The organism is Huintestinicola sp. (assembly GCF_051882455.1).
Classification (GTDB): Bacteria; Bacillota; Clostridia; order Oscillospirales; family Ruminococcaceae; genus Huintestinicola.
Genome location: NZ_JBJERV010000053.1, coordinates 1 through 26,783 on the forward strand (window position 1 = coordinate 1; position 26,783 = coordinate 26,783).

Annotated in this window: 21 protein-coding genes; 14 read left to right on the top strand and 7 right to left on the bottom strand. The window is 49.2% G+C overall.

Going from position 1 to position 26,783, the window contains the following annotated elements:
- Window positions 1-135 precede the first annotated feature (135 nt).
- On the bottom strand, window positions 136-1,359 hold the full coding sequence (locus ACI4J0_RS07035) for a 3D domain-containing protein (RefSeq protein ID WP_439765106.1): 1,224 nt from the start codon (window positions 1,357-1,359) through the stop codon (window positions 136-138).
- Between the two features lie 697 nt (window positions 1,360-2,056).
- On the opposite strand from ACI4J0_RS07035, the gene ACI4J0_RS07040 reads away from it, so the two are divergent.
- From ACI4J0_RS07040 to ACI4J0_RS07050, 3 genes are read left to right on the top strand one after another with little or no spacing between them, the layout of a single operon-like run.
- Window positions 2,057-2,248 carry a hypothetical protein gene (locus tag ACI4J0_RS07040; RefSeq protein WP_439765107.1) on the top strand — a complete coding sequence of 64 codons (192 nt, stop codon included), beginning with the start codon at window positions 2,057-2,059 and terminating at the stop codon, window positions 2,246-2,248.
- 21 nt (window positions 2,249-2,269) lie between these two features.
- Window positions 2,270-3,427, top strand: a complete 1,158-nt coding sequence (locus tag ACI4J0_RS07045; protein ID WP_439765108.1) for an amidohydrolase — start codon at window positions 2,270-2,272, stop codon at window positions 3,425-3,427.
- A gap of 4 nt (window positions 3,428-3,431) precedes the next feature.
- Window positions 3,432-5,117, top strand: a complete 1,686-nt coding sequence (locus ACI4J0_RS07050) for a glycosyl hydrolase (protein WP_439765109.1) — start codon at window positions 3,432-3,434, stop codon at window positions 5,115-5,117.
- A 76-nt stretch (window positions 5,118-5,193) separates the two neighbouring features.
- Here ACI4J0_RS07050 and ACI4J0_RS07055 read toward each other — a convergent pair whose 3' ends face one another.
- Both ACI4J0_RS07055 and ACI4J0_RS07060 read right to left on the bottom strand, forming a co-directional pair.
- Window positions 5,194-6,003, bottom strand: coding sequence for an Rpn family recombination-promoting nuclease/putative transposase (locus ACI4J0_RS07055; protein ID WP_439765110.1), 810 nt, complete (start codon window positions 6,001-6,003; stop codon window positions 5,194-5,196).
- Between the two features lie 128 nt (window positions 6,004-6,131).
- Window positions 6,132-6,644 carry a DUF4830 domain-containing protein gene (locus ACI4J0_RS07060; RefSeq protein WP_439765111.1) on the bottom strand — a complete coding sequence of 171 codons (513 nt, stop codon included), beginning with the start codon at window positions 6,642-6,644 and terminating at the stop codon, window positions 6,132-6,134.
- A gap of 222 nt (window positions 6,645-6,866) precedes the next feature.
- Here ACI4J0_RS07060 and ACI4J0_RS07065 point away from each other — a divergent pair, with 222 nt between their 5' ends.
- The 4 genes from ACI4J0_RS07065 to ACI4J0_RS07080 all read left to right on the top strand — a co-directional run bounded on the left by ACI4J0_RS07065 (window position 6,867) and on the right by ACI4J0_RS07080 (window position 10,977).
- The gene (locus ACI4J0_RS07065) at window positions 6,867-8,141 is read left to right on the top strand and encodes an adenylosuccinate synthase (protein WP_439765112.1); all 1,275 of its coding nucleotides are present in this window, start codon (window positions 6,867-6,869) and stop codon (window positions 8,139-8,141) included.
- A gap of 163 nt (window positions 8,142-8,304) precedes the next feature.
- Window positions 8,305-8,715, top strand: a complete 411-nt coding sequence (locus ACI4J0_RS07070; protein WP_439765113.1) for a hypothetical protein — start codon at window positions 8,305-8,307, stop codon at window positions 8,713-8,715.
- 28 nt (window positions 8,716-8,743) lie between these two features.
- Complete coding sequence (locus tag ACI4J0_RS07075) at window positions 8,744-9,910, top strand: serine hydrolase domain-containing protein (RefSeq protein WP_439765114.1); 1,167 nt, start codon at window positions 8,744-8,746, stop codon at window positions 9,908-9,910.
- Window positions 9,911-10,020: 110 nt separating this feature from the next.
- Window positions 10,021-10,977 (top strand): hypothetical protein, encoded by a 957-nt coding sequence (locus tag ACI4J0_RS07080; protein WP_439765115.1) that lies wholly within the window; start codon window positions 10,021-10,023, stop codon window positions 10,975-10,977.
- 58 nt (window positions 10,978-11,035) lie between these two features.
- On the opposite strand, the gene ACI4J0_RS07085 is transcribed toward ACI4J0_RS07080, so the two are convergent.
- The 4 genes from ACI4J0_RS07085 to ACI4J0_RS07100 all read right to left on the bottom strand — a co-directional run bounded on the left by ACI4J0_RS07085 (window position 11,036) and on the right by ACI4J0_RS07100 (window position 17,068).
- Entirely contained in the window at window positions 11,036-12,484 is a 1,449-nt protein-coding gene (locus ACI4J0_RS07085; protein WP_439765116.1) for a sensor histidine kinase, read from the bottom strand.
- On the bottom strand, window positions 12,471-13,157 hold the full coding sequence (locus ACI4J0_RS07090) for a response regulator transcription factor (RefSeq protein WP_439765117.1): 687 nt from the start codon (window positions 13,155-13,157) through the stop codon (window positions 12,471-12,473). The genes ACI4J0_RS07085 and ACI4J0_RS07090 overlap by 14 nt, the downstream gene beginning before the upstream one ends.
- Before the next feature lie 145 nt (window positions 13,158-13,302).
- A complete protein-coding gene (locus tag ACI4J0_RS07095) occupies window positions 13,303-16,215 on the bottom strand; it encodes a PocR ligand-binding domain-containing protein (protein ID WP_439765118.1) in 2,913 nt (970 codons plus the stop codon).
- Between the two features lie 13 nt (window positions 16,216-16,228).
- Window positions 16,229-17,068 (bottom strand): response regulator, encoded by an 840-nt coding sequence (locus ACI4J0_RS07100; protein ID WP_439765119.1) that lies wholly within the window; start codon window positions 17,066-17,068, stop codon window positions 16,229-16,231.
- 281 nt (window positions 17,069-17,349) lie between these two features.
- Between ACI4J0_RS07100 and ACI4J0_RS07105 the strand changes: the two genes are divergently transcribed.
- The 7 genes from ACI4J0_RS07105 (at window position 17,350) to ACI4J0_RS07135 (ending at window position 26,634) form a co-directional block, all read left to right on the top strand.
- Entirely contained in the window at window positions 17,350-18,876 is a 1,527-nt protein-coding gene (locus ACI4J0_RS07105) for a L,D-transpeptidase family protein (RefSeq protein ID WP_439765120.1), read from the top strand.
- A gap of 362 nt (window positions 18,877-19,238) precedes the next feature.
- Window positions 19,239-19,466 carry a helix-turn-helix domain-containing protein gene (locus ACI4J0_RS07110; RefSeq protein ID WP_439765121.1) on the top strand — a complete coding sequence of 76 codons (228 nt, stop codon included), beginning with the start codon at window positions 19,239-19,241 and terminating at the stop codon, window positions 19,464-19,466.
- Between the two features lie 120 nt (window positions 19,467-19,586).
- Window positions 19,587-19,769 (top strand): DUF4250 domain-containing protein, encoded by a 183-nt coding sequence (locus ACI4J0_RS07115; protein WP_439765122.1) that lies wholly within the window; start codon window positions 19,587-19,589, stop codon window positions 19,767-19,769.
- An 18-nt stretch (window positions 19,770-19,787) separates the two neighbouring features.
- The gene (locus tag ACI4J0_RS07120; RefSeq protein ID WP_439765123.1) at window positions 19,788-20,498 is read left to right on the top strand and encodes a hypothetical protein; all 711 of its coding nucleotides are present in this window, start codon (window positions 19,788-19,790) and stop codon (window positions 20,496-20,498) included.
- Between the two features lie 18 nt (window positions 20,499-20,516).
- A complete protein-coding gene (locus tag ACI4J0_RS07125; protein ID WP_439765124.1) occupies window positions 20,517-23,381 on the top strand; it encodes a hypothetical protein in 2,865 nt (954 codons plus the stop codon).
- Window positions 23,382-23,549: 168 nt separating this feature from the next.
- Window positions 23,550-24,494 carry a diacylglycerol/lipid kinase family protein gene (locus ACI4J0_RS07130; protein ID WP_439765125.1) on the top strand — a complete coding sequence of 315 codons (945 nt, stop codon included), beginning with the start codon at window positions 23,550-23,552 and terminating at the stop codon, window positions 24,492-24,494.
- On the top strand, window positions 24,487-26,634 hold the full coding sequence (locus ACI4J0_RS07135) for an ATP-binding protein (protein WP_439765126.1): 2,148 nt from the start codon (window positions 24,487-24,489) through the stop codon (window positions 26,632-26,634). The genes ACI4J0_RS07130 and ACI4J0_RS07135 overlap by 8 nt, the downstream gene beginning before the upstream one ends.
- Window positions 26,635-26,783: the final 149 nt, after the last annotated feature.

The window sequence follows — 26,783 nt, forward strand, 5'->3', positions numbered from 1 at the left end:
GCGTATTATAGCCGCCGTATTTTGTCCATAGGTTAATTGGTTATTAGTATTAGTCCGACCGTTTGCATTTTTCAGCACGTTTGAAAATCAGAAAACCCTGCCGCACATTCATACGGCAGGGTGAACTATCAATAATTATTTCAGCACGTAAACGTAAACAGGCTTGTTGCCCCACTGAATGCAGTCGTCATACTCGTTCATAAAGAGGTCAACGATGATGTGTCCCTTGCGGACGGAATAGCCTGTGTCTGCGGCAATTGCATAGCCGTAAACCTCGCCGTCCTCGGCAACTATGTAAAGCTCGGTGCCGTAAGGGATAATGTCGGGGTCAACCGCAACATAGCCCTGGAACACTGCCTTGCCTGTGGACATAAGAGCGTCGGGATCCGCGGTATATGCGCAGGCATTGCCTGTAAGTACCTTTACATATTCGGTGGGAATGCCGTTTTCGTCAAATTCCAGCCATTCGGGAAGATCAAAGAGGGAGATCGCACCCTCCTGGGGTCCAGAAGCGGGCTTCTCGGCTTCTTCCTGCTCATCTTCATCTTCAAGGGTGATATCCTCGGGGATATCGCTTATATCCTCATCGGCAGAAGCGTCCTCATTAACGTCAGCCTCTTCTGCGGATCCGGCTTTGGGAGCGGATCTGTCATATACTATTATTACTTCGTCCGCAGCGTCGTCAGCCTCGGCGCTGTCCTCTGTTTCAAGGTCCAGTGCGGAGGAAAGACCGCTGTTGTCATCTTCTCCGCCTGCAGCTGAGAGACGGGCGGAAACGCTCCTGCCGTTCTCCTGCTCGGGCTCTGCATCCTCTGCAACCTCGCTGATATTATCTGTATCCTCGGGGATATCATATGTATCTTCGGGGATATCCTCGGATATTTCTTCTTCGGGAACGGTCTCGTCAGCTTCATCGGAGTATGCTTCTTCATTCTCCTCGGGAACAGCTTCCTCTGTTTCCTCTTCCTCGGGGATCTCGTATGTCTCCTCGGACTGCTCAGGCTCCTCGTTATCGGGGCTCTCGTCAGCTGTCTCTTCTTCGGCATTATCGGGTACGGCAGCTTCGGCTGCTTCTTCGGTCTCGGGGCCCTCCTCAGCCTTGGAGTTCATTTCCTTCATATCCTCTGAAGAGAAATATTCCATATCGTGGGAATAGGTCCTCTTTTCGGTTTCTGCAGCTACTGTCTCCTCGGAGATAACGTCCGTTTCAAGGCTTACTGTGGATATATCCTCCGAATTTACTCCGCCGATGACTGCAAGCGCCGCAATTCCTGCGGTCATTGCTCCTGCTGCCATACAGCCTCTTATTCCCGAAAGCTTTAGCTTATGGGAAAATATCTCTTTGATCTTATTCATCATAAAAAATCTCCCTGACGGCTTTATTTTTTATATCCCTCTGCCGTCGTTTTTTGTATTACCACCTTTATACTTGCCGAATATTACGGAAAGTTTAACCATACTTCCGATCTTTGCTTCCCCTTTGACCCAAATTATTTCAAAAGGTTTCAAAACGGTTACAAATCGGAATGTACTTGTAATTATACCGTAATTTCTTTTTTGTGTCAAAGAAAAAAAATTGGGCGTTTTTGTGCAAGATGACCACAAAATGTTGATTGTATTCATAAAAAATGCGATTTCGGGGGCGTATTTCAGTTGTTTGGAACAAATGCGCTGTAATTTTTGGGCATTTAGACAAAATTGCTTTTTTCACCTTAAAACAGGGGCTTTTTTACAAAAAGTATAACCTTTATTGTAGACATTTGAAATTATATATACATATTTATCGGTGACAAACTTACATTTCAATGGGGTTATATTGTGATAATGCACATACAAATCGCCAATACATTGTGCATATAACCAAAATTATTCCGATAACGATACAATTTCAGCTTTTAAACGTTTGAAACCTTTTGCCGCACTTGAAAAATCTGTCTGAAAAGTATATAATAGTATTGTTAAGCTTAGAAGCCGTCTCAGACATACTATTATTATAGTGCAGCTGCCCGAAGAAAAGCTTCGGCAGATATGTCTGAGCGATGAAAGGAACGATATTATGAAAAACGAAATGCATCGCCGTGATACAAGAAACGCCCCCGATACAAGGGATATGATACGCACCGCCGTGCCCATTGTGGCTGCTCTTTTCCTCTTTCTTGTCTCCGCAGGCTACATCGCATACAGAATGGTAAGCAACTACAACTACAACGAGCGCTGGAAGGACTACGACGAGTGCGGTCTGGGCTGATAAGCGGGGATATTTGGATTTATGTACATCTATAATGCAGAGATCATCACGATGGAGGGGGAGATTTCCCGTATCCCCCTTGGATTTGTACGGGTGGAGGACGGTAAGATAACAGAGGTCTCCGAGGGTCGTCCCGAAAAAATATCCCCGGGAGATATTGACGGGGCGGGAAATATCCTTATGCCCGGATTTATCGATATCCACACCCATATGGGCTTTATCGGAGACGGTGCCAGCGATGAGGGAATTGACGTAAACGAGGGCAGCGACCCTGTTATGCCCCAGCTGCGCTCCGTGGACGGAATAAATTTCCGTGACGGCTATTTTGCTGACGCTGTGAGGGCAGGAGTTACCTCGGTGGTGACGGGAGTGGGCTCCCTTAATCCCATAGGCGGCGATATGCTGGCGCTCAAGACTTCTGCACGCTGTCTGGACGAGGCTGTCATCATGCGGTCGGGGATAAAATTTGCCCTGGGGGAAAATCCCAAATCCTACTACACCGAACGGGACGAGGCGCCTCAGACCAGAATGGCGACTGCCGCTCTTATAAGAGAGGCTCTCGAGAAGGCTAAACGCTATGGGGAACTGCTTGAACGGGCGGAGGAGCCTGAGGACAGACCCGATTATGACATAAAATGCGAAGCCCTATTGCCCTTGCTGAGAGGAGAGCTTAAAGCTCATTTTCACTGCCACAGGGCGGACGATATAATGACCGCTCTGAGAATTTGCGGCGAATTCGGGCTTGAGCCGCTGCTTGTCCACTGCACCGAGGGGCATCTTATTGCGGATATTTTAGGGGAAAAGGGCGCAAAGGCTGTGGTAGGACCCATAATCTGCGACAGAGGAAAGCCCGAGCTTGCAAATGCTTCTCTTGAGAATGCCGCAAAGCTTTACAGGGCAGGAGTAAAGGTGGCAATATGCACCGACCACCCCGAAAATCCCATAAATTTCCTCACCGCAGGTGCGGCATACTGTCACAAGTACGGTCTGCCGAAGGAAGAGGCTGTGAAAGCCATTACCATTACTGCCGCCGAGCTTGGAGGCTTCGGTGACAGGACAGGATCGATTGCTGTGGGAAAGGATGCAGACCTTATCCTTCTGAGCGGCGACCCCTTTGAGATACAGACAGATGTGCTTATGACTATGATAAACGGAAAAGTATATTTTGAAAGGAACTAAGCTGATGTCCCATAAAATAAGAAAAATTGCCGCAGGGATATGCGCCCTTGCAATGACCGCGTCGGTATTTTCCGCCTGCGGTGACAAGAACGCTCAGAGCGGCGTTGGAAACGGCTCGGAAGCCGTTTCAAATGAAGCGCAGGCTGCAGAAAGCAAAGAAGGTGAAGTTATGACGGAAATTGAGGAAAGAACAGATGACGGCATCAACGCTGTTTTCGGGGAAATAAGGACGGAATTTAATGATAGCCTTGACCTCTCCGACTATCCTCTCACCCCTTCCGAGGTGCCTGCCGATTTTACGCTGACTGTTGAGGCAGAAGGCGGAGTGCTTTCAGGCTCCGCTGTTACCGTAGATCTGCCTGAGGCATCGGGCGGCGGCTATGTTAACGGCGTTAATCAGGAAGGCGACGAGGTCAGGATGACCGCCGATATCCCCTACAGCGGCTTCTATGACCTTAATTTTCAGACCAAGGGCGGAAAAGGCAGAGTGAACAACGTTCTTCTGGACGGAATGAAGATAGGCGATATCACCACCTATTCCACCGAGCTTTTCGGAGATACCCCCCTTGACAACATCTACCTCGAAGCAGGCACTCACAATATTTCCATCACCCCCAGCTGGGGCTATATCGACATTGACTGTGTAATTATCTCCGCGGCGGCAAAGCCCGTTACCGAGGATACATACAAGGTAACTGCTCCCCTTTGCAATCCCAATGCGGACGAAAATGCACAGAGGCTTTACAAATTCCTCTGCGATGTTTACGGAAAATACTCCCTCGCAGGTCAGTATGCCGAAAAGGGAAGAGAGTCCTCAGAATTTGAAAAGATAACCGCAAAAACAGGCAAGTCCTTTGCGGTGCTTGGGCTTGAAATGGGCAACTACAGTCTGGGCAGCAAGGCTCACGGCACTGAGTCAAGATCGGTGGAATACGCTTATGACTGGTACAAGAATGCAGGAGGAATAGTTCAGCTTTGCTGGCACTGGACTTCCCCCGAGGAATATGCGGTCAACAGCGGCGATCACCCCTGGTACAGCTCCTTCTACAAGGAAGCTTCAAAGCTCGACCTGGACAAGATAATGAACGGCGAGGATGAAAAGGGATATCAGCTCCTTATGGACGATATTGACAATATGTCCGAGCAGCTTGCGCGTCTGAGAGACGCGGGCGTTCCCGTTCTGTGGAGACCTCTTCACGAGGCTTCGGGCGGCTGGTTCTGGTGGGGCGACTGCGAAGCTGAGAGCTACAAGAAGCTTTGGAATGTGATGTACGACAAGATGACAAACGAGCATGGCCTTACAAATCTTATATGGGTCTGGAACGGTCAGGATCCCGAATGGTATCCCGGGGACGAGACGGTTGACATCAACGGCTGGGATATTTACGCAGGAAATCACGTTGACACCTCACAGAGCGGACGCTTTGCGGATATGGCGGCAAATTACGGCGAAAAGACCAAGCTTATCGCTCTTACCGAAAACGGCTGCGTTATGGACCCCGACAAGGTGATGAACGACAATGCAAGGTGGCTCTTCTGGGGCACCTGGAGCGACCCCTTTACTATGAAGCTGGGCGTTGTGATAAACGATGAGTACACCACCATAGAGCTTCTTACAAAGGCGTATAATCACGAGAGGGTGCTTACTCTGGACGAGCTGCCCGATCTGAAAAATTATCCTTTGAACTGATACCGTATAATAATAATGACGGGGCAGCTACACGGTCCTACAGCTGCCCCGTCATATACTATTTAGTTATACTGCATTACCTCAAATCGGAATAGATCGCTCTGATTTGTTCATCGGTAAATCCTAAGGCTTTCATCTTACAGATAGCCGAGTTTCGCTCTTCGGCTCTTCCCTCCGCTCTTCCCTCGGCTTTGGCATTCTTCAGAGCGGAAGCTTCATCGTGGAGGGCTTTTTCACGCAGGCGGGCAATTTCTCTTATCTTTGTGTCCTCGGACATATCATAGATAACATTTACGGCTTTCTGCATAATGGGAACATTGGTCTGACTTATCATCTCTAATTCCTCCTCACTGTCGGCATTTATAAACTGCAGCCACAGTTCACGGCTGTTTTCGGGATCCGGCTTCTTTCCGACCTTTTTCAGCTCAAAGAAATGTATGCCGAATTTGTCGGAAAACACCTCGTCCGTACCCTTTATCATTGCGGCGACCTCGGTGTGGTAATCACTTCCCGAAAACATATTGAAATTTATGATATTTATGGTTATGGTCTGTTTCAGCTCGCTGTAGTCCTCGCCGCTTTTCAGCTCCGACGAGTACAGCTTTGCCCAGTAAAAAAGCGTTCTGTCACGGTAATCCGTATCGTTTTTCACCTGTATCTCCACATTTACAAGGCGGTCGTCCACTTTAAGGCTCAGATCAAGGCGGCTGAACTTGCCCGACAGAGTTTCGGGCGGCAGCTCGGGATTTGTTATCTTTATCTCCGATATGCTCTCCTGAGGAATGTCAAGCATACTCGCCACAAAGGAATACAGCATATCCTCGTTTTCCGTGAACAGCTTCTTGAATATTATATCCAGCTTTGCGGAAATTACATCTCTTGCCATGGGACTTTTCCTCCTTGTCATTTGGTGTCAATTATATTATATCACGTTTTTCACCGCTTTGCAAGAGAAAAAACAGACAGGCAAATTTCTGTCTGCCTGTCTGTTTTCGGAGGCGTTTTTATGCCCTGTCACTTTTCGGTCACAGCCATACTCAGCCCCGACTGTATGGTTTCCCCGATAAGAGGCTTGGTAAAACCGTTTTCAGCGTCGTTATAGGTAATGTCCGCACCTATCATAAGATGATCGTCGAAAAGGAGATTTACCGTCACATTATCGGGAAAGTCGGGGTAATTGAGAATTTTGTAGGTGTACATGGTCACCTTTTTTCCCGAGTAGGGAAGAAGGTCGAAGCCCTGGGACTTCTGCAGCTCATTGTACTCGTTATACGAGGCGTTGAACTGGGCAGGAATCTCGATGTCCCTGCTTTCGGGGTCGGGCTCCACGATCAGTCCGCATTTGTTTAAAAACTCCACCCTTTCCGCATTGCACTCGAAGGTGAACTGCTTCTCGGTCTCCGCCTCGTCCTTCGCGGTCAGCACGAACCAGGCAAGTCCCCCCAGAATTATGAAAACTATGGCGAGGAATATGCCCTTGCCCTTTTTTCTGCCGTTATCACGTCCGTCTGAATATTCTCTGCTCATAATTTACGCAACTCCATATAATAAATTTACCCCTCGGGGCAGCTGATACTTCATATATATGCAGACAGGGCTTAAAAAAGACAGGCTTTGAAAAATTCGCAAAAAATGACAGACGTGAGGCTGCAAAATTATTGACATAAAGGGAAAAGTCTGCTATAATGGTACTGTAATGCGGCGTATTGCCGAGGCAAAGAAATTATTATCTTGAAATGAGGAATTTAAATGTCTGCAAATATCGTTATCGGCACCCAGTGGGGCGACGAGGGCAAGGGTAAGGTCATAGATATCCTTGCTTCCCGTGCTGATGTTGTTGTCCGCGCTCAGGGCGGAAACAACGCAGGTCATACCGTTGCCAGCGGCGGCGAGACCTACAAGCTCCATCTTATCCCCTCGGGTATTCTCTATAAAGACACCCTCTGCCTTATCGGCGCAGGCGTGGTTCTCGACCCCAAGGATCTGCTGGGCGAGATAGACTCCCTTTCCGCAAGAGGAATTTCCTTTGACAATCTGAAAATTGACCCCAGAGCACATATCATTATGCCCTGGCATATCGCTCTTGACGGTCTTTCCGAGCAGTTCAGAGGAAACAAGGACATCGGCACCACTCACAGAGGTATCGGTCCCACTTATATGGACAAGTACGAGAGAAGCGGTCTGCGCTTCTATGACCTCGTTCACCCCGACATTTTCAGAGAAAAGGCAAAGAGCGTGGGCGAGCTGAAAAACGCCATCATCACAAAGGTATACGGCGGCGAGGCTATCGACCTTGACAAGGTTATCGAGGAATATATCGGCTACGGACAGCGCCTTGCAAGGTTTATGGACGATGTTTCCGTTCTTACCTATGAGGCTAAGAAGGCAGGCAAGACCATTCTTTTCGAGGGCGCACAGGCAACTCTCCTTGACATCGACTTCGGAACATATCCCTATGTTACTTCTTCTCACCCCCTGTCCGCAGGCGTATGCACAGGCTCGGGCGTTGGTCCTATGGTAATTGACGGCATCTACGGCGTTGCCAAGGCTTACACCACAAGAGTTGGCAAGGGTCCCTTCCCCACCGAGCTTAACGATGAAACGGGCGATTATATCCGCAACAAGGGCGGCGAGTTCGGAACAATTACGGGCAGACCCAGAAGAACAGGCTGGTTCGACTCTGTTATCGTTCGTCATGCTGTAAGAGTAAACGGTCTTTCCTCTCTGGTCATCAACAAGCTTGACACTCTTGCGGGACTTGATACTCTCAAGATCTGCGTTGCATACAAGAAGCCCGACGGCTCTGTTATCAGGGATTTCCCTCCCACCCTTGAGGGTCTTGAGGGCTGCGAGCCTGTTTACGAGGAATTCCCCGGCTTTAACGAGGATATTTCCGAGTGCAGAAAATTCGAGGAGCTTCCCGAGATATGCCGCAAGTATATCGCTCGTCTTGAGGAGCTTTGCGAGTGTCCTATCAGCATGGTAGGCGTGGGTCCCGACAGAGAGCAGGTAATTGAGAGATAACGCAGCTCCCCGACTTTATTATTTATATTTTATTCTTTATTCATTATTCTTTTTGATGGGTAATGACAGATACGGTAGATTTGCAATTTTCGGGGCGGAAGCGTATTTTCCGCCCCCTTTTTTTAGAATATGGCTATTACTGTGCCCGAACAGGAGATGACCAATGCTTTATTTATTGATTTTATCAGATACAGAGAAATCTTATGACAGTTACTCGGAAGATTTTTATATTGGCTTTTACGAAACCGCAGCTCAAGCAGCAGAAGTGGCTGAGTATTATCTTAACAACGTGACAGGCTTTTGTGATTTTCCCTGCACTTATCGTATTATACCAAAGGAGGTCGCAGGTGAATTTGAGAATACAAGTTCAAATCAAATTTTATTTATTCAAGGATATGATATCAACGAAAACCTTGATGAGATAAATATTATTGAAAGTCAATGCTATATTACCCAAGATCAAGCTGAAGCAGAACTTGAGCTGTTGAAAAATAATTATAAAAGAACGGAATGGACGGTCAGCAGCTGGACTATCGGACAAAATCAATGGCAAGAAGGCTTTTGCCGTAATTAAAACTCTCATAAAAAAGGAGCGCCAAAAAATGTTTGAAAATCTCAGATACATAAACACCCTTATGAACGAAGCCGTCGAAAAGGACAGCATTGCAGGCGGCAGCGTTATGGTTATCCATAAGGGCGAAACGGTTTACCAAGATCACTTCGGATACGCCGACAGGGCAAGCGGAAAGAAAATGGACGGGGATAACCTTTTCCGCCTTTTTTCCCTTACAAAGCCCATAACCGCCGCTGCCGCAATGCTCCTGCTTGAAAGAGGCAAAATTGAGCTTCGCTATCCGCTGAAATGGTTCCTGCCCACATTCGAAAACCCGCAGGTGCTTGATGAAAATGGGCTTCGTCCTGCGGACAGGGACATAACTCTCGGCGACCTGCTCACAATGACCTCGGGCATTTCCTATCCCGGCGGCACTCCCTCGGGTATGAAAATGGGCGAGGTATGGGGCAGGCAGTCCGACGCATACGAAAAGGGCGGCAAGCAGTTGTCCACACGTGATCTCGTCCTTGAAATGGGCAAGGTCCCTCTGGCGTTCACTCCCGGCGCTAAATGGGAATACGGCGCTTCTGCCGATGTTATGGCTGCGGTCATTGAGACAGTGAGCGGAATGAAGTACAGCGAGTTCCTTAAAAAGGAATTTTTCGAGCCTCTCGGTATGAACGACACGGGCTTTTACATTCCCGAGGAGAAATATCACCGCCTTGCCACCCCCTATGTTCAGACACCCGAGGGCAATGCAGTCTATACAAATCACGACCTTTGCATTACCGATTACAAAACGCCCCCCGCATTTGAGTCGGGCGGAGCGGGACTTGTTTCCACAATTGAGGATTACTCCAAATTCGTCAAAATGCTGATGGGCAGAGGGTCCTTGGGCGGCGTGCGGATACTGGGCAGAAAGACCGTTGAGCTTATGGCAAGCGACTGCCTGACCGATATGCAGAGAGCCTCCCTTGAGTGGGACAGTATGCTGGGACAGGGCTACGGCAATTTTATGCGCGTGCTTCAGAGTCCTGCCGCCGCAGGCATTAACGGCTCTGTGGGAGAATACGGCTGGGACGGTATGCTGGGCTGCTATTTCTGCATTGACCCCAAGGAAGACCTTGCTTTCCTCTATTTCGTTCAGCAGGCGTACACAGGCTGCACCGATTTTACAAGACGGCTCCAGAACGTTGTTTGGGGCGCTTTGGATTGATATCAAATTCACCCCGAATTGTAACCGTATTGTTGTTGATTTTTTCCATTTATATGCTATAATGATAGTATGGGCTTATCCGACAATAAAACGAATGGAGCAAAATCTTTATGAGTAAATTTATGACGGTAGTTACCAATAAATGGTTCCGTATCGGAGTGAGCATTCTGGGAGTCGCTTATTCCATCGTGCTGGCATATTTCGATTATAACGTATTTTTCTACGATATCGAGTACGTGAGCCAAAAGGAATTTGCAATAGTGGGCGCGGTGTTCTCCGCTCTGATGTGCCTGCTGTTTCTCTACACAAGGCGGTCGCCTCTTACCTGCATTTACGGTATGGTGAATATGGTACTGTTCTTCCCCTTGCTGCTGCTCGACTGGGGAAACTGGCCACTCTTACTGCCTGCGGCGGCAGTAACGCTGTTCGGCTTCTTCTGCTGTCATATGAACGAAACCGCGAAAACCATATTCGGTACCATATTCCTGCTGATGTACATACTTGGCGGAATTGCCTTCTTCCTTGTTATGAACGTGTTCAGGGTCACAACGACCGATACCCTTATCGAAAGGGGCGTTTCCCCCTCGGGTGCGTTCAGGTACTATGTTCTCGACGTTCAGAACAAGTCCACCGGAAAGCTCTGCGTATATGTCCAGCCCAACACGCTTGATGTGGACAAGGGCTTTATCAAGATGGACACCACCATCAAAAAGCTTGTAAAGCAGGCTCCAAAGCCTGTGGAGTTCGAGTGCGAGTGGAGCGGCACCAAGATGATAATAAACGGCGAGGTCTACTTTGACGAGGCGAAAAATCTTGCCGAGGAAAACGGTCAGCTTGTGTACGATATAGCGGACGGAAGCTGGAGCTACACCTATTTCTCCATTGAATACCCCATCTTCAACACCATTGAGGACGTAAAGGGCAAGCTTGACAAGCTTGCAGACAAGCTCTCCGAGGAAGATGAGACGGTAACGGAAGCGGGCGAGAGCGAAGCCCAAGAGACCGAAGCCGAGAGCGAAACCGAGCAGGAAGAAACTGCTGTAGAGACCGAAGAAGAAAGCGAATAAGCTATAAATATTGAGCCCGCCAGCCGCAGGAAACTGCGGCTGGCGGGCATTTCTTTGTTTATTCGTCCTCGGGTCTCTTCACTCTGTCCATCTCGAACCAGAAGGTGCTGCCCACGCCCTCCTCGGATTTTACTCCGAATTTGAAGCCGTGGAGAATGAATATCTGCTTTACTATGGAAAGTCCTAAGCCCGTTCCGATGACCTCGCGCTTGTGCTTCTCGGCACGGTAGTAGCGGTCGAAGATAAGGGGCATAAGCTCCTTGTCGATGCCTGCGCCCGTGTCGGTAACGGATATCTGAATGGTCTTGGGAGTGCATATTTCCATAATATAAATGGACTTGTCCTCTCCCGAATAGTTTACGGCATTGTTTACAAGGTTGTAGATTATCTGGTCAAATTTGATAAGGTCTGCTTCTCCCCAGGCTTCCTCGTCGGCGCTGACGTAAAATTTGTAGCCGTCGCGCTCGGAAAGAAGGGTGTATCTGGTCATTATCTCTTTGAGCCTGCTGCCCACACAGAAGGGCTCCTTGTTAAGCTCGGCGCTGCCGTTTTCCAGCTTGGTAAGGTCCATAATGTCGTTTACCAGTGCTGCCAGGCGGTCGCTTTCCTCGATGATTATTCCCAGATGCTCGTCACGCTTTACGGGGTCGTCTCCCGAAAGGTCCCGTATCATTTCCGCATACGCCTTCACCATTGTAAGGGGTGTGCGCAGGTCGTGGGAGATGTTCGCCATCAGGTCCCGGCGCATGGTGTCTATCTTGGTTATCTCGTTGGAGGCATAGTTAAGGGTGTCCGCCAGCTGCTCGGTCTCGGTGTAGCCTCTGCCGTTGAATTTAACGTTGTAATCCCCCTGAGCCAGCTTCTCCGCGGAGCGGGTGATGCGGACGATAGGAGTTGCCACAAGGCTTGACAGAAATATGGATATGCCGAATGCCAGCACAAGCATCGCAAGGCTCACCTGCAGCATCTGCACGCGGAGGATATCCACTGTGGATTCCAGCGGCTCAAGGGAGGTATTCAGCAGCAGATAGCCGATAGGGTCCTCCTTGGTGCCGATGAGCATTGAGAAAATAAGAGTGTTGTTCTGGAAACGGGAGTTCTTTACCTCGGCGTAATATATCCCGGTAGGGCTTTCATAGGCAAGCTTGCGGTATTTGGCAAGAGAGGCGCCTGTGCTGTGGAGAAGGCAGTTCTTTCCCATAATGTCATAGGAATATACGCTGAGCCCATAGCGGTCCTGGATAAGCACGCAGGTGTCGTTATCGTGGGCTATCCTGTCAAGAGAGTCGGTAGTAAAGCCCTCTTCTCCCCATTGGGTGAGGATATAGTTGGCGATAGAGGTGATATCGCTGGTCTTCTCCGTGCGGTAGGTGGCTTCAAGCGAGACGGTGAAGGATATCCATATCATTATCAGGATACTGATTATGAAAATGGCAAAGTATATCCATACCGTGAAGCGGATACTGTGGAGACTTTTTTTCAGAGCTTGTTTTTTACTTTCCGCCATCGAACTTGTAGCCCATTCCTCTCAGAGTAATGATGAATTTGCGGTATTCGCCCAGAGAATTTCTCAGCATTTTGATATGGGTGTCAACAGTGCGGTCATCGCCGTAGAAATCATATCCCCATACCTCCTCGAGAAGCTTTTCGCGGGAGAGGGCAATGCCCTTGTTGCGCACAAGATAGAAAAGCAGGTCGTATTCCTTTGGCGTAAGTGCGGCGGGAACGCCGTCCACCTTTACCACTCTGCCCGACATATCTATCTCAAGTCCCTCAAAGGTAAGGGTCTGCTTGCTGTCGGCAGGCTCTGCGGGAGCGCTTCTCTTGATGACCGCTCTTATCCTTGCAAGAAGTTCCTTGGGGGAAAAGGGCTTTGTCACATAATCGTCAACGCCTATCTCAAAGCCGAAAAGCTTGTCATATTCCTCGCCCCTGGCGGAGAGCATTATCACGGGGGTCTGCTTGGTCTTGCGTATTTCCTTGACTGCGGAGTAGCCGTCAAGCTTGGGCATCATAATGTCCATGATTATAAGGTCGAAGTCCTCCTTGCGGCAAAGCTCCACCGCTTCCATTCCGTCGGCGGCTTCAACGGTCTCGAAGCCGTCAAATTTTGCGTATTCGCTGATAACGTTTCTGATGTTTTTTTCATCGTCCACGATGAGTATCCTGTTTTTTTCCATTATAATCCCTGCTTTCTCTTTATTTTTGCGGGTCATATTTACTGTAATAATATTATAACACGGATATGTGTATTTTTTGTGAAATTCTGCGGAAAAACCGAGACAAAAAAATCTCTCCCCACATCAGACGGAGAGAGATTTTTTATTATAAGATTTTTTTCCACTCGAGAACAATATTACAGCAAAGGTCGATATCCGAGTCCTCCGCTGCCTTCCTGAGCTTCTGATAAAGCTCGGTCTGTCTGCTGTCAAAGCGCATACTGCCCATCTGCTCCACCGCCTCGTCAATAAGCAGGGTATCGAATTCATCAAGGGCGCTCTGCATCTTATCGAGCACCGCTCTGACTTCATCGGCAGAGGAGGTGGTTTTCCTGCATTCCGAAGCGGCTATCTGTCTCCATATGCCCACCACCATGCCGCACATATCGGTATCGCAGGCATCTGCCGAGGCTTTCAGCTTTTCAAAGCACTGGGTCTGGGCGGGAGTAAAGCTGTATTCGGACATCTTTTCCAGCACCTCGTCCATCGCCAGAGTGTCCATTGCCTCAAGAGCCTCGTTCATACTGTCAAGGAGCATAGAAACTACGCTGAGATCTGCCGCAGCAGCCTCGGTCTTGCCCGAAAGCTCGGGGAACAGGGGAGCCAGGATATCCTTGTATCTCAGGAAATGGGCGATAAGGTCGCTGGTCTTTGCGAGGATAAGGTCCACGTCAAGCTCGTTTCCTGCCTTTTCAAGCCTTGCCGCAAGCTCTGCAAGAGCGTCCGCGCCGATTTGCTTTGATGTGCTTTTGAGGGAATGCACCTCAATGGTATATCCCTTGATATCGCTCTTTTCAAGGGCACCTGTTATTATTGCCGCACGCTTGTCGATGGAGAGATAATACTCCTTGAGTATCTGCATATAAAGCTTTTCGCTGCCAAGAAGGGAGAGCGCCTGCTTTGTGTTGAGCCCCTCGATAACAAGGGGAGCTGCATTGCTTTCGGCAGGCTGCGTCGCTTTTTCGGACACGGCAGGGATTATCTTTTCCTTAGGGAGCCATTTTCTTATCATGGCAACGATATCCGTTACCTCGATAGGCTTTGCCACAAAGTCGTTCATACCCTCCTGTATGAACATTTCCTTGGTGCCGCCTATGGCGTTGGCTGTAAGGGCGATGATGGGGACATTTTCATAGCCCACGATGAGCCGCCTGATGATATGGGTGGTCTCCACGCCGTCAACGCCCGGCATCATATGGTCCATAAACACGATGTCATATTTCAGCTTCTTTACCTTTTCAATGGTCTCGGAAGCGCCGTTTGCGGTATCCACCTGCATTTTCAGCGGCTCGATTATTCCGCAGGCAACGGTGAGGTTGATAGGATTATCGTCCACGATAAGAACGTGTGCGTCGGGAGCGGTAAATGCAAAATTGTCGCTTTCCGACTCACTTTCGGGCAGGATATCTCCGCCCAGACCCAGTGCGGAATAAAGTCCCAGAGAATATATAGGCTTATGGAGCATTTTCACACGGGGCTGGTTTATATCGCAGGGGCTGTCATAGGGGGCGATAAGAAGACATTTCACATCGGGATTGTCCATTACGGTTTTCTTTATCCTGTCGCTGAAAAGGTGCTTTTCCGCAATGATAAAGCCGCTTGTGATGCTGTCAAGGCTGCCCTCATACTCAAGGTTTATGTACTCTATGCCAAGGGCGTCAAGGTCCCTGCATACCTGAGCATAAACATACTCGTTCTCTATTATGAGCGCCGCCTTTATGCTGCTGTCGGGGCAGGGAACGGAGGGGGCGGTGTTGATTATCTTCTGGGGCAGCTCCACATAGAAGGTGCTTCCCTTTTCATACTCGCTTTCAACGGATATGGAACCGTTCATAAGCCTGAGCAGCTGCTGCGAGATGGCGAGTCCCAGACCTGTTCCCTCGATGTTGCGGTTTCGCTTGCTGTCCACCTGCTGGAAGGACCGGAAAAGCTTTCCCATATCCTGCTTCTTGATGCCGATGCCCGTATCCTTGATGACAGCCTTCAGCATAACATTGTCGCTGTCTATCTCGGAGAAGGTTATGGACAGATGCACCTCGCCCCGCTCGGTGAATTTAACGGCATTGTTCAGAAGATTGAGGAGTATCTGCTGTATTCTGATATTATCGCCGTAGAGCTTGTGGGGGAGCTTGGGGTCGAAATCCACCGTAAACTCAAGCTCCTTTGAGCCTATCCTGGTATTAACGATATTGGCAAGGTCATTTACGATGGAAAGGGGCTCGTAGACCACCTCCACGATATTCATCTTGCCCGATTCTATCTTTGAAAAATCAAGAATGTCATTTATGATAACAAGAAGATTTTTTCCCGATGAGCGTATCTGTCTCACATACTGCTTTGCCTGGGGAGTCATATCCTCGCGCAGAGCCATTTCCGCCATACCGAGTACGGCGTTCATGGGCGTTCTTATCTCATGGCTCATATTGGCAAGGAAGTCGGATTTCTGCGCTGCCGCCTGCATTGCCTGTCTGCTGAGCTTTATGGTCTCATAGGACTTGTACGCCATATCGGAAATTACGCCTGCAAATTCATAAATAAACTGAGTGGAGCGTTCGATAGCCGCCTGGGGGACTATCTGGGTCTTTCGTGCGGCTTCGATAAAGCCCTCCTCGTCAACGCCGATCTCCTTTGCGATCTCGCGCATTTTATCGTAATCGGGCTCCTCGGAAAGGACCTGACCGCCGATAAAGCTGCCTATCATACAGTCGCCAAGCATTACGGGCGCGGCAAAATCCACCAGATTGGCATGGCAGAAATATGAAACGGGCTGTCCCGTCTCAAGGACCTTTACGGCTCCGTCACGGTCGCATTTTTCGCATCTCGCCCTGCCTATAGGGGATCTTCGGCAGTAGTTCATACAAAATTCGGAAAAATTCGACCCTTCGGTAATGGGAATGCCGTTTTCATCGGTGGTGAGCGCCGCCATTCGTGCCATTTTGGAGAAAGAGTCCTGTATCTTCTGGAGGGTCTCCACGGGGATAAGGTCTGTAAGATGTATTTCTTCGTCCATATATTTCATATGAATGCTCCTCTCAGCCCAGCAGTGTTCTGATAGTCTCGTTTACTCTTTCCATATCTATGGGCTTGAGCAGGTATCCCTGGGGCTTGAGGGACAGCACCTCGGTGATCTTTTCGCGGTCTGCAATGCCTGTGAGGAATACAACGGGGATATCCTTTGCACTGTCAAGCTTTTTTATCCTCCTGAAAACCTCGGGACCTGTCTCCACGGGCATCTGGTAATCGAGGAAAATGAGGTCGGGAGTCTTGCTGTCAAGGAATTTAAGCGCCATTCTTCCGCTTATTATTGCCGTAACGTCATATCTGTCCTCAAGGGCGGATTTAAGAAGCTTTAAAACATTCTTGTCATCATCCACGATGAGGATATGCTTCTTTTCCGCGAGAGACTTCTTTTCAAGCTCTTCTGTCGCTCTGCGGTCCGCCTCTTCCTGTTCCTTGGCAAGACGTTCCTGTTCCCTGGCGATACGTTCCTTTTCTTCCTCGATATTACGGAACAGGCGGTTTATTTTATCGCATATGGCAGAAATGGTGATGGGTCTTGAAAGGATAAGGTCGATGAGCTTCTCGTTCTCGTTTTCGGCGGAATACATCTCAAAGCAGTCCTCGTTCGTTATCACGACAACAGGGACGCTGCCGTATTCCTCATGAGTCTTCAGCCGCTTTATCTGTGACATAAGCTGTACATCGGCATATTCCGCAATGCACACATACGCATCGGGCTTGAACATTTCATAATGTGCGCTGAGATCTGTCCAGTATCCAGACGTGCTCATACAAGTAAAGCCGGTGGAATTTACAAAAAAATCTCTGAGCAATGCCGAACTGCCGCCGTTAACAAGTATCTTGTATCTCATACCGATGTACCTCCGTGACCGCATAAATATTTCGTTAAGATTATTTTATCGTATTTTGTAATGTTTGTCAATAGTCTGCGTAATATGTTTAGCTGAAAAACGACATATTTTGATGGGATACAGCACTGCACAGCCGCCGGGAGAAATGAAAAAATATAATATTCGCAGATATACGGCGTATGATCGTATATATGTATAATTTTCTATTGACAACAAGCTGAAATAATGCTATGATAAAATAGTATCGTTATATAAAAATATCTGAAAAGGAACCGAAAGAAATGGAAGATATAAAAGAGAAAAATCAGTCTGCCGACACAGACGACTACAGCATAGACAGCGAGACCGCAAGTCTTATTTCCGCAGCTATTGCCGGAAAGAAGGAAGCGGCTGCAAAGGCAAAGTCCCGGCACAAGAAAAAGATCATCATCATCGCCTCGGTAGCTGCCGCTGCTGCTCTTGCGGCAGTATATTTCGGCGGCTGGGCGGCTTCGATGGGAAGGTTTCTCCCGAACACATACATAAACGGCGTTGATGTCAGCAAGAAGAACATTTCCGAGGCGGCGGCTCTGGTACAGGCAGAGTGCGTTCCCACAGGCGTTACGGTCATTGAGCGAAACGGCGATGAAAAGGTGTTCAGCCCTTCGGATTTTGATTATACCTATGATGTTTTCGGGGAGATCGGCGAGATATACCGCAGCGTAAGCCACAGCGGCTGGCTGTTTTCCTATTTTAACGAGTCCTATTACGAAACAAAGGCAAAGCCCTCCTATGACGAAAAGAAGCTGAAAAGACTTCTTACCCGCACCTCCTGGGGAAGCGTTCCCACCGAGGACGCAAGACTTGTTCACGGTGAAAACGGTTACTACATCAAGGACGAGGTCTACGGCGACAAGCCCGATGAAGCAAAGCTTGCGGAATATGTTCTCTCGGAAGCCGCAAAGGGCAATTTTACAGTTGACCTTGAGGAAGGCGGCTGCTATGAGGACCCCAAGATATTTGCCTCCGACCTGAAGGTAGATCTTGACGATCTCAACAATAAATTCAACTATGTGATAACCTACGATTTCGGCTATGCCACCGAGGAGCTGACAGGCGCCATGGTCTACGAATGGATGGAGGACGGCGGCACTATCAACAGAAGCAAGGTGGAAAAATACGTGGACTCCCTTGCGGAAAAGTATGACACCTTTATGACCGCCAGAAAATTCGAGACCACTAACCGCGGCACCATCACCATGAGCCAGGGCAGATATTCCACAGGTCAGTACGGCTGGTGGACGGACAGGGAAAAGACTGTGGAAAAGCTCCTTGAGTACATAGAAAAGGGCGAGTCTGTCACTGTTGAGCCCGAGTATGTGACCCTTGAAACGGGATATACCTACCGCGGCTTTGACTCCGCTCGATCGGCTGAGGGCGACATAGGCGATACATACATCGAAGTTGACCTTTCCGCCCAGCATATGTGGTATTATCAGAACGGCGAGTTGAAATTCGAGACGGGACAGATAGTTTCGGGCAAGGCGAGCGACCCCAAGCGCAAAACTCCCGAGGGCGTTTACAGCGTTTACACCAAGAGCACCAACTACACTATGAGAGCCGCCGACGGCTCCTACACCGCAAAATGCGCTTACTTTATGAGAGTGAGCTTCGAGGGCATCGGCTTCCACGACCTCAGCCGTTCGGCTTACGGCGGAAACATCTATCTCACCAACGGCTCCCACGGCTGCATCAATATGAAAAAGGACGAAGTAAAAACTCTTTACGAGCTGGTCGAGAGAGGCACGCCTGTTATAATGTATTATTGACGGGCATTTATACCGGGATCTCATCGTTTCGCAGACAAGGACGGCAGACAGAACACAGCCGCTTGCCTGCGAAACGTTTTTTATGCATACACATGGAAAGAGCCTCGGGATATATTTATACTAATAACCAATTAACCTATGGACAAAATACGGCGGCTATAATACGCCAACTCTGCGTCAAACTCCCTTGCCGGGCGACAGCCCGCCTGCGGTCGTTTTCCTTGATTTGTCGTATTCTATCCACCGTCTTTATCCATAGAACAATTGGTTATTAGTATTAACTTTTTGTAAATAATTCTATGAGCGTGTTGTGCCCGTAAACCAAATGGTTTATAATTAAAATATATGATCGGAGGTGGACTATGACTACATCGGATATGGTAAGACAGCTGTGCGAAAAGGAAAATATCAGCCTGGCGGAGCTATGCAGACGTATCGGACAGTCGCCCCAGAATTTCAATAAGAAGCTGAAAAGGGGAACGGTCTCCTTTGACGAGATGATGGCTATTGCAGAGGCTCTGAACGTGGGTTACGAGCAGGCTTTCCTGCTCCCGGGAGGAGAAAGGCTGTCGGCGGGCAAAGAGGTTTGAAACCGGACCGCTTCACCCCATGCAGAAAGAAATAATGAAATACCCATTTCCCCTTGCAGAAAGTCAGAAAATGGAGTATAATATATAGTAGTATCATAAAAATAAGGAGAAGGTCACATAATGAGCATACAACTACCCCATGACCCTATAATGCTCCTGAGCGTTGTGAATATGAAGCTCAGGGACTGCTATCCCTCTCTTGAGGCTCTCTGCGATGATGCGGAAATATCCCCCGAAGAGCTTGAAAACAGGCTCAGAGCCGTGGGATACGAATATGACAAGGAAAACAATCAATTTAAATAAACAGGAGAACATACTGCTATGAAACCGCAGAAGCTATACGAAATATTTACCGAAGCCCTTTGCGACGAAAGGATAAAGGCAGAGCTTGTGGAGCTTATCGCAGGAAAGGCGGAGGAGGACAGGCTTGAGGGACAGACCGAGCTTTTTCCCGGGTCCGACACCACCGCTCTCAGCGCGGAAAATGCCTCTCTTTCCCGAAAAATAGCCCTTTTAGAGCTTGAAACAGGCAGGCTCCAGAGCGAAAACGCAGAGCTTACCTCTCAGCTCAAGCGCTGCAAGGAGACTCTTAACAGCTATTGCAGCTCCTACGCAATGCAGATATCCCTTTTTGAAAAATACAAGACCCTGTCAGAAAGCTCCGCACGGGTAATGAGCGGGATATTCAAAAACAATACCCTCAGCGGGATATTTCTCTGCGGCGTTCTCCCCGAGAATTTAAAGAGCCTCAGAGACTACACCGAGCAGCTTGCCATAAACAGATACGAGGAAGCAAAGTCGGACATTGCCGTTCTCTGCGAGCTGTATGCATATCTGCTCTCCTGCTATAATTCCACCTTTACCCGCCCCGTGTACAAGCTTACCGAGGTCAAGGCGGGAGACGAATTTAACGAAGAGCTTCATCACAATACCGACACCGCCAAGCAGGGCAGGATAAAGACCGTTCTGCTTCAGGGCTGTATAGCCGCCGCAAACGGCAAGGTCATCAGAAAGGCTGTTGTTACCCTATAACGAAAGGCGTGAATTACCGTGGATACCAAAAAGATAAGTCTTATCCCCACCGACAGGGACTATATCGCAAATGCGGTGATCAGCCGTATTCCCCAGACCGTTGAGGCTCAGGTCAGACTTTTCGATCCGCTTATCAAAAAGCTTCTCTCCCTTCTGGGAGAACTGTGGGTGAAGATATCCAACCGCAGCGTTTGGTTCAATACCGCTGTGAGCGGGATATTTCCCGATCTTGACACGTTCGAGCCGTCAAAGCAGAATGTTTTCTTCTCCTTTGCCGAGACGAAATTCATTAAAAGCTTCGAGGGCTTTGACGGTAATCTGATGACTCTCCCCGAGCTGAGAGCTTCGGGAGTCGAGAAGCTGTCGAAATTTTCGGGAAAGCTTTTTGCTTTCAAGGACGGCGGGCTTACCAAGGCGTATGATACCTCTGACGGCACCGTTTACGGCTTTAATACCGCTAATCATCACGAGGCTGTATGTATCCCCTCCCTGCGCTTTACCAGAAAAAACGGACTTCCCCTTTCGGGCGAGGAGCTTATCATGGTGCTGCTGGACAAGGAGCTTGTGCCCGCAGGACTTACTCCTGCCGAGGAGGACAGCTTTTTCGACCTGATAAGGCTTTATAGATCGGACAGAGGATATATGGGGCTCTCTTCCGAGGGTCATATATTCTTTGACTGCGAAAAGCTCTCTGCAGATATCGCTGCAGGCACCTTCATAGGCAGCGTTAACGGACTTGACTTTTCTATGGACACTCTCCTTGCGGTCACAAGGATAAAGGCGGACGAGGACTTTTCCAAGGCTTTGAAAATAAGCCTGCTAAGCTGCGAAAAGCGCCGTTCGGACATCGACCCCTATGATGAAAAGCTCCTTTCCGACCCCAACAGAGGACATTGGGAGCTGTGGAGCAATGACAGCGGGGAGCCCCCCTATGCCATTGAGATATCCGAGCCGCTCATTGCCAGAGACCCCCTTTCGGACGTGGACAGAGACGGCATAATCGCCATTGACTTCGGCACAAAGAGCACCGTTGTGGTATATCAGAAATCCTCCGAGCATACCCTGCCCATGGCGATAGGCACAGGCAGGCTCGCAGACGCAGGCAGGGCGGAGCATTACGAAAACCCCACCGTAATGGAATTTGCGGATATGGCGTCATTCCTTGCAAAATACTATTCCCGCAGCGGCAGACCCGAGACTCTCTGGGAGGACCTGCCCATATCCCACACTGCCTACTCGGATATGAAAAGCAGCGCCAGCAGGGATTATTACTCCTTCTTCTGCGACTTGAAGCAGTGGGCAGGCGAGGGCAGCTACCCTCTCAGGATATGCGACCGCTCGGGGGGAGAATATCTCCTGCCGCCGTATATGAGCGGTGAGGCTGCGGATTTTGACCCCATCGAGCTGTATGCTTACTACATCGGTCTGTATATAAACAATATGCGAAACGGCATATTCCTTGACTATTACCTTTCCTTCCCCGTTACCTTTGAAAAGTCCGTCCGTGAGCGGATAACCGCTTCCTTTGAGCGGGGACTTATGAAGTCTCTGCCCCCGTCAATTCTCGGTAATGAGGAAGTTATGGCGGATTTCCGCGTGGACGGCTCGGTAAGCGAGCCTGCGGCATATGCGGTATGCGCGCTTAAAGAATACGGCGTATTTCCCGAAGAGGGCGAGGAATTTCACTACGGCATATTCGATTTCGGCGGCGGCACGGCGGATTTCGACTTCGGCGTGTGCAGAACGTCGGAAAAGCGCAAATTCGACTACACCATTGAAAATTACGGCGCGGGAGGAGACAGATATCTTGGCGGCGAAAACCTTCTTGAGCTTCTTTCCGTCACCGTTTTCCGCGATAATTACGATAAGATAGCCGAAAAGGGCATAACCTTCACCCTGCCTGCCCGCTGTCCCGATTTTGCAGGCTCTGCGGCAGTGGTGGCGCGCTCAAAGGAAGCAGAAGCCAATATGCGCCATATGATGGAGCATCTCCGTCCCGTCTGGGAGGGCACCGAGAGCTTTGCTGACGAGTTTCAGCGGGGCATCATCTGCGTTGACCTTTTTGACAGGAACGGCGAGCTTATCCCACGATTTGAGCTTGAGGTATCCGCAGAAAAGCTTATCGGCATAATCAGAGACAATATCAGCAAGGGCATCGACAATTTCTTCTCCTCAATGAGCCTTGCCTATACTGCCGCAAATGCGTCGGTTCCCGACAGGGTGAACATTATGCTGGCAGGAAATTCCTGCAAAAACAAGCTGGTAACAGAGCTTTTCAGAGAGAAATTTGCCGAGGGGGCTGACAAGCTCCGCAATGCGCTTCATACCGACAGGGAATTTGAGTTTGTTCTCTATCCGCCGCTGGGTACGGAGGAAGCGTGCAGGCTTATGGAAAGCAGAGGCATAGACCCCCACCGCGGCAGCCTTGAGCGTCCCACAGGCAAAACGGGAGTGGCATTCGGACTCATAATGTGCCGCAAGGGCGGCGTTATCGAGCGCAAGGCTCTCAGCGCAAAGGAAGAGGAAATTCCCTTCAAGTATTTCATAGGATCTAACAAGCGTGGCTTATTCAATATTCTTTCCGATGAAAATGCGCCTATGACCCTTTCGGGCAAGCCCGATTATAACGTGTGGTACAACTTCACCGACGCTGATGAGGACACCTTCGAGATATTCTACACACCCCTGGCTGAGGCTGTCACCAACACCCTGCCTATCGGTCAGGTGATGAAGAAGAAGTGCAGGCTGAACGTGGTATATGAAAAAGCCTGCGTTTACATCCGCGCCTCGGGTCCCAGGACTTTGCAGTATGTTGCCGCAACGGAAAACGGCATTAACTTTGATACCTATCTCGGCAGGATAATGACGGTTGAGCTTGACTGACAGCCGTTATAACGGGAGAAACAGCTCTCCCGTTTCTGCCGCCTATGCCGGAAAACGTCGGAATACGTACAAATAATACTTTTTTTTGGGGGCTGCTTATTTGTGTCGTTACCGCGCCGAGTGGCTGCAGGCTCAGCCTGCCAAATATAAATTTAGGGGAGATATTCTGTGACTCACATTTTCATAATCAATCCCTACTCGGGGCAGAGCAGTCTTGCAGACGACCTGCGTGACAGGCTCAGCCGGATAAACGGACTGAATTATTACGTATTCAATACCAGATGTGCAGGCTATGAGAAAACGCTGGTGGGCAAGGTGCTGCATTTTTTCCAGGGGGAGAAGCTGCGCTTTTACTGCTGCGGCGGCTCGGGAACCATGCGCAATATGCTCTGTGGCTTTGACGACCTTTCCGAAGCGGAGGTGGCGTTCTTCCCCTGCGGAATGACCAACGACTTTCTCAAAGTGTTCGGCACAGAGGCAGAGCGTTTTAAAAATATCGAAGAGCTGATAAACGGCGACGTTATCAATGTGGACTACATAAAGACCAACTGCGGCTACGCTCTGAACACCGTTTCATTGGGTCTTGACTCAAATACGGTTATGTTTACGGACAATTACCGCACCCTGCAGATATTTAACGACAACCTGCCCTACAATGCAGCGATAATCCACTCCATACTCCTTGCAAAGCAGCTCAGCTACGATATTGAGATAGACGGGGAAATGATCTCGGACATAACTGCCGAGACCATCTTCGGAAACGGCAACTTCTTCGGCGGCAATCTGTATATTTCGGACTCGAACAATGTTTTTGACGGCATAGGCGGCTATCTGAACGCCCCGAAGCTTAATACCGCAGAAGAAATAAAAATGATGAGCGCCCTTATCAAGCGTGATCTGGACTACACACGTAAGATATGCCGCTGCGGAGAATTTGAACGGTTCAGCATCCGCCGTACAGACGGCTCTCCCTTTATGCTGAATTTTGACGGCGAGCTGCAGAGCGGTATCTCGTTCCTTGAGGCAGAGATGATCCGCAAAGGCTTGAAATTTGTAGTTCCAAAGGGATTAACATTTCCGAAGGAAAAAGAAGGGGGGAGAATAAATGAATGAAGATTTTAACCGTGGCAGCAAAAACGGCTTGTTTTTCTTCTTTATCGGAGCAATAATAGTTATTATCTCGGCGGCGATAATTAAGTCGGCGACCTTCCCCATACGCACAGCAAGCGGTTTTTTCCTGCTGGGGGTATTTCTGACACTGGTATTTCTCCAGAAAAGGATAAAAAAGCTGTCCTATCAGATATTACAGAGCGTTTCCTTTATGCTCATCGCCGTACTGCTGGGGTGCATTTTCAGCAGCACCACCATATTCTTCTGCACTATGGCTCTGCAGTGCGCAATAATGCTCATGTATATGGATTCGGGCTTTATGCGGATGCAAAGTATCCTTATGACAGTCGTATTCATAGTCTTCGGAATACCCTGCTTTATGGGATTTCCCAGAGCCGCCAAGCCCCTTGAATACGTTGCCTGCGCTCTGACGGTAATGGGAGTGCAGTGGATGTGCCGGAACGTTGTAAAATTCGTTGAGCTCCGCGACCGCCGAAACAGAGAACAGGAGCGCAGTCTTGACGACCTTCTGAAGATAGTCGAGGACAAGTGCGATGAGGCAAGAGCTGCCACAAAGAGCAAATCGGACTTTCTGTCAAATATGTCCCACGAGATACGCACGCCCCTCAATTCCGTTCTGGGAATGAACGAGCTTATCCTCCGTGAAGCCGAGAAAGAAAGCATCAAAAACTACGCCTGCAACGTTGAGACCTCGGGAAAGCTGCTTTTGTCCCTTATCAACGATATCCTGGATTTCTCAAAGATAGAGTCGGGCAAGATGGAGATAGTTCCCGTAAGATATCAGATCACATCGGTGGTAAACGATACTGTGAATATGCTGAACAGGCGCTTTGAGGAAAAGGGGCTTGAGCTTAAAATAAACGCCGACCCCGAAATTCCCTGCTGCCTTTTCGGTGACGAGGTGCGTATCAGGCAGATACTCACAAATATTATGACTAACGCCGTAAAATACACCGACTCGGGCACTGTTACCCTTACCGCAGGCTTTGAAAGGCTGCCCGAGGACAGCATAATGCTCATTCTTTCGGTAAAGGACACAGGAAGGGGCATTAAGGAAGAGGACAGGAAAAAGCTGTTCTGCGGATTTACCCGTGTGGACCAGGTCAAAAACAGGAACATCGAGGGAACAGGTCTGGGTCTTTCCATCACGTCCAGGCTTGTGTCGATGATGAACGGCACCATAGAGGTGGAGAGCGTTTACGGCGAAGGCTCGGAATTTATAATAAAGCTGCCGCAGAAGATTATCAGCGCAGAGCCTTCGGGAGATTTCTGCACCCTTGCCGAAACCGCCCCCGACCGCAGAAAATACCGCGAGAGCTTCACCGCTCCCGAAGCCCGCGTCCTTATTACCGATGACAACAGGTCAAACCTGCTTGTGGCGGAGGGACTTTTAAAGCCCACAGGCATACAGGTGGACTGCGCTTCAAGCGGAGCCCAGTGCTTAAACCGTCTGAGAGCAAATAAGTACGATGTTCTGCTCCTTGACCATATGATGCCAGAAATGGACGGCGTGGAAACGCTGAAAAAGATCAGGGAGGAAAACCTGGCTCCCGGAATGCCCGTTGTAGCCCTCACTGCCAATGCGGTTTCAGGTGCAAGGGATATGTACGTGGAATACGGCTTTGAGGACTATCTGCCCAAGCCGATCTCAGGAAACAGCCTTGAGAAAATGCTCCTAAAGCTTCTTCCGCCCGAGCTTGTACATATCACAGAGGAAAGCGCCCCCGAAGAGGCGGCAGGCGCTATGGACAAGGCTGAGGAAGATAAGGCGGAGCTTATCGACCGCAGCGTTGCAATGACATACTGCGGAGACAGCGAGGAGCTTTATATGATAATCCTGCAGACCTACTGCGAGGAATTTGAGGAGAGGATACAGAAGCTCCGCGATTATTATGACAGCAGGGATATCGACAACTACCGCATAGTTGCCCATTCCTTAAAAAGTACCTCTCTGAACATCGGCGCAGTCTCCCTTTCCGAGGAAGCCCGCACTCACGAGTTCGCCGCAAGAGACGGAAACTGGGAGATCATTTCCGAAGATATCGACAAGCTTCTGGAAAATTACAGAGCGGTAAATGAGAAGGCTATGAATATCGCTGAGGAGCTTACAGCTAAGCTATAACTAATACTAATACTAATTCTCAATCAACCTATAGACAAATCCTCGGCTAGAATAAGCCCATTCGTCGTCAAGCTCCCTTGCCGGGCGGCAAGCCCGCCTGCGGTCGCTTTCCTAGACTGGACTTATTCTATCTGTCGGCTTTGTCTATA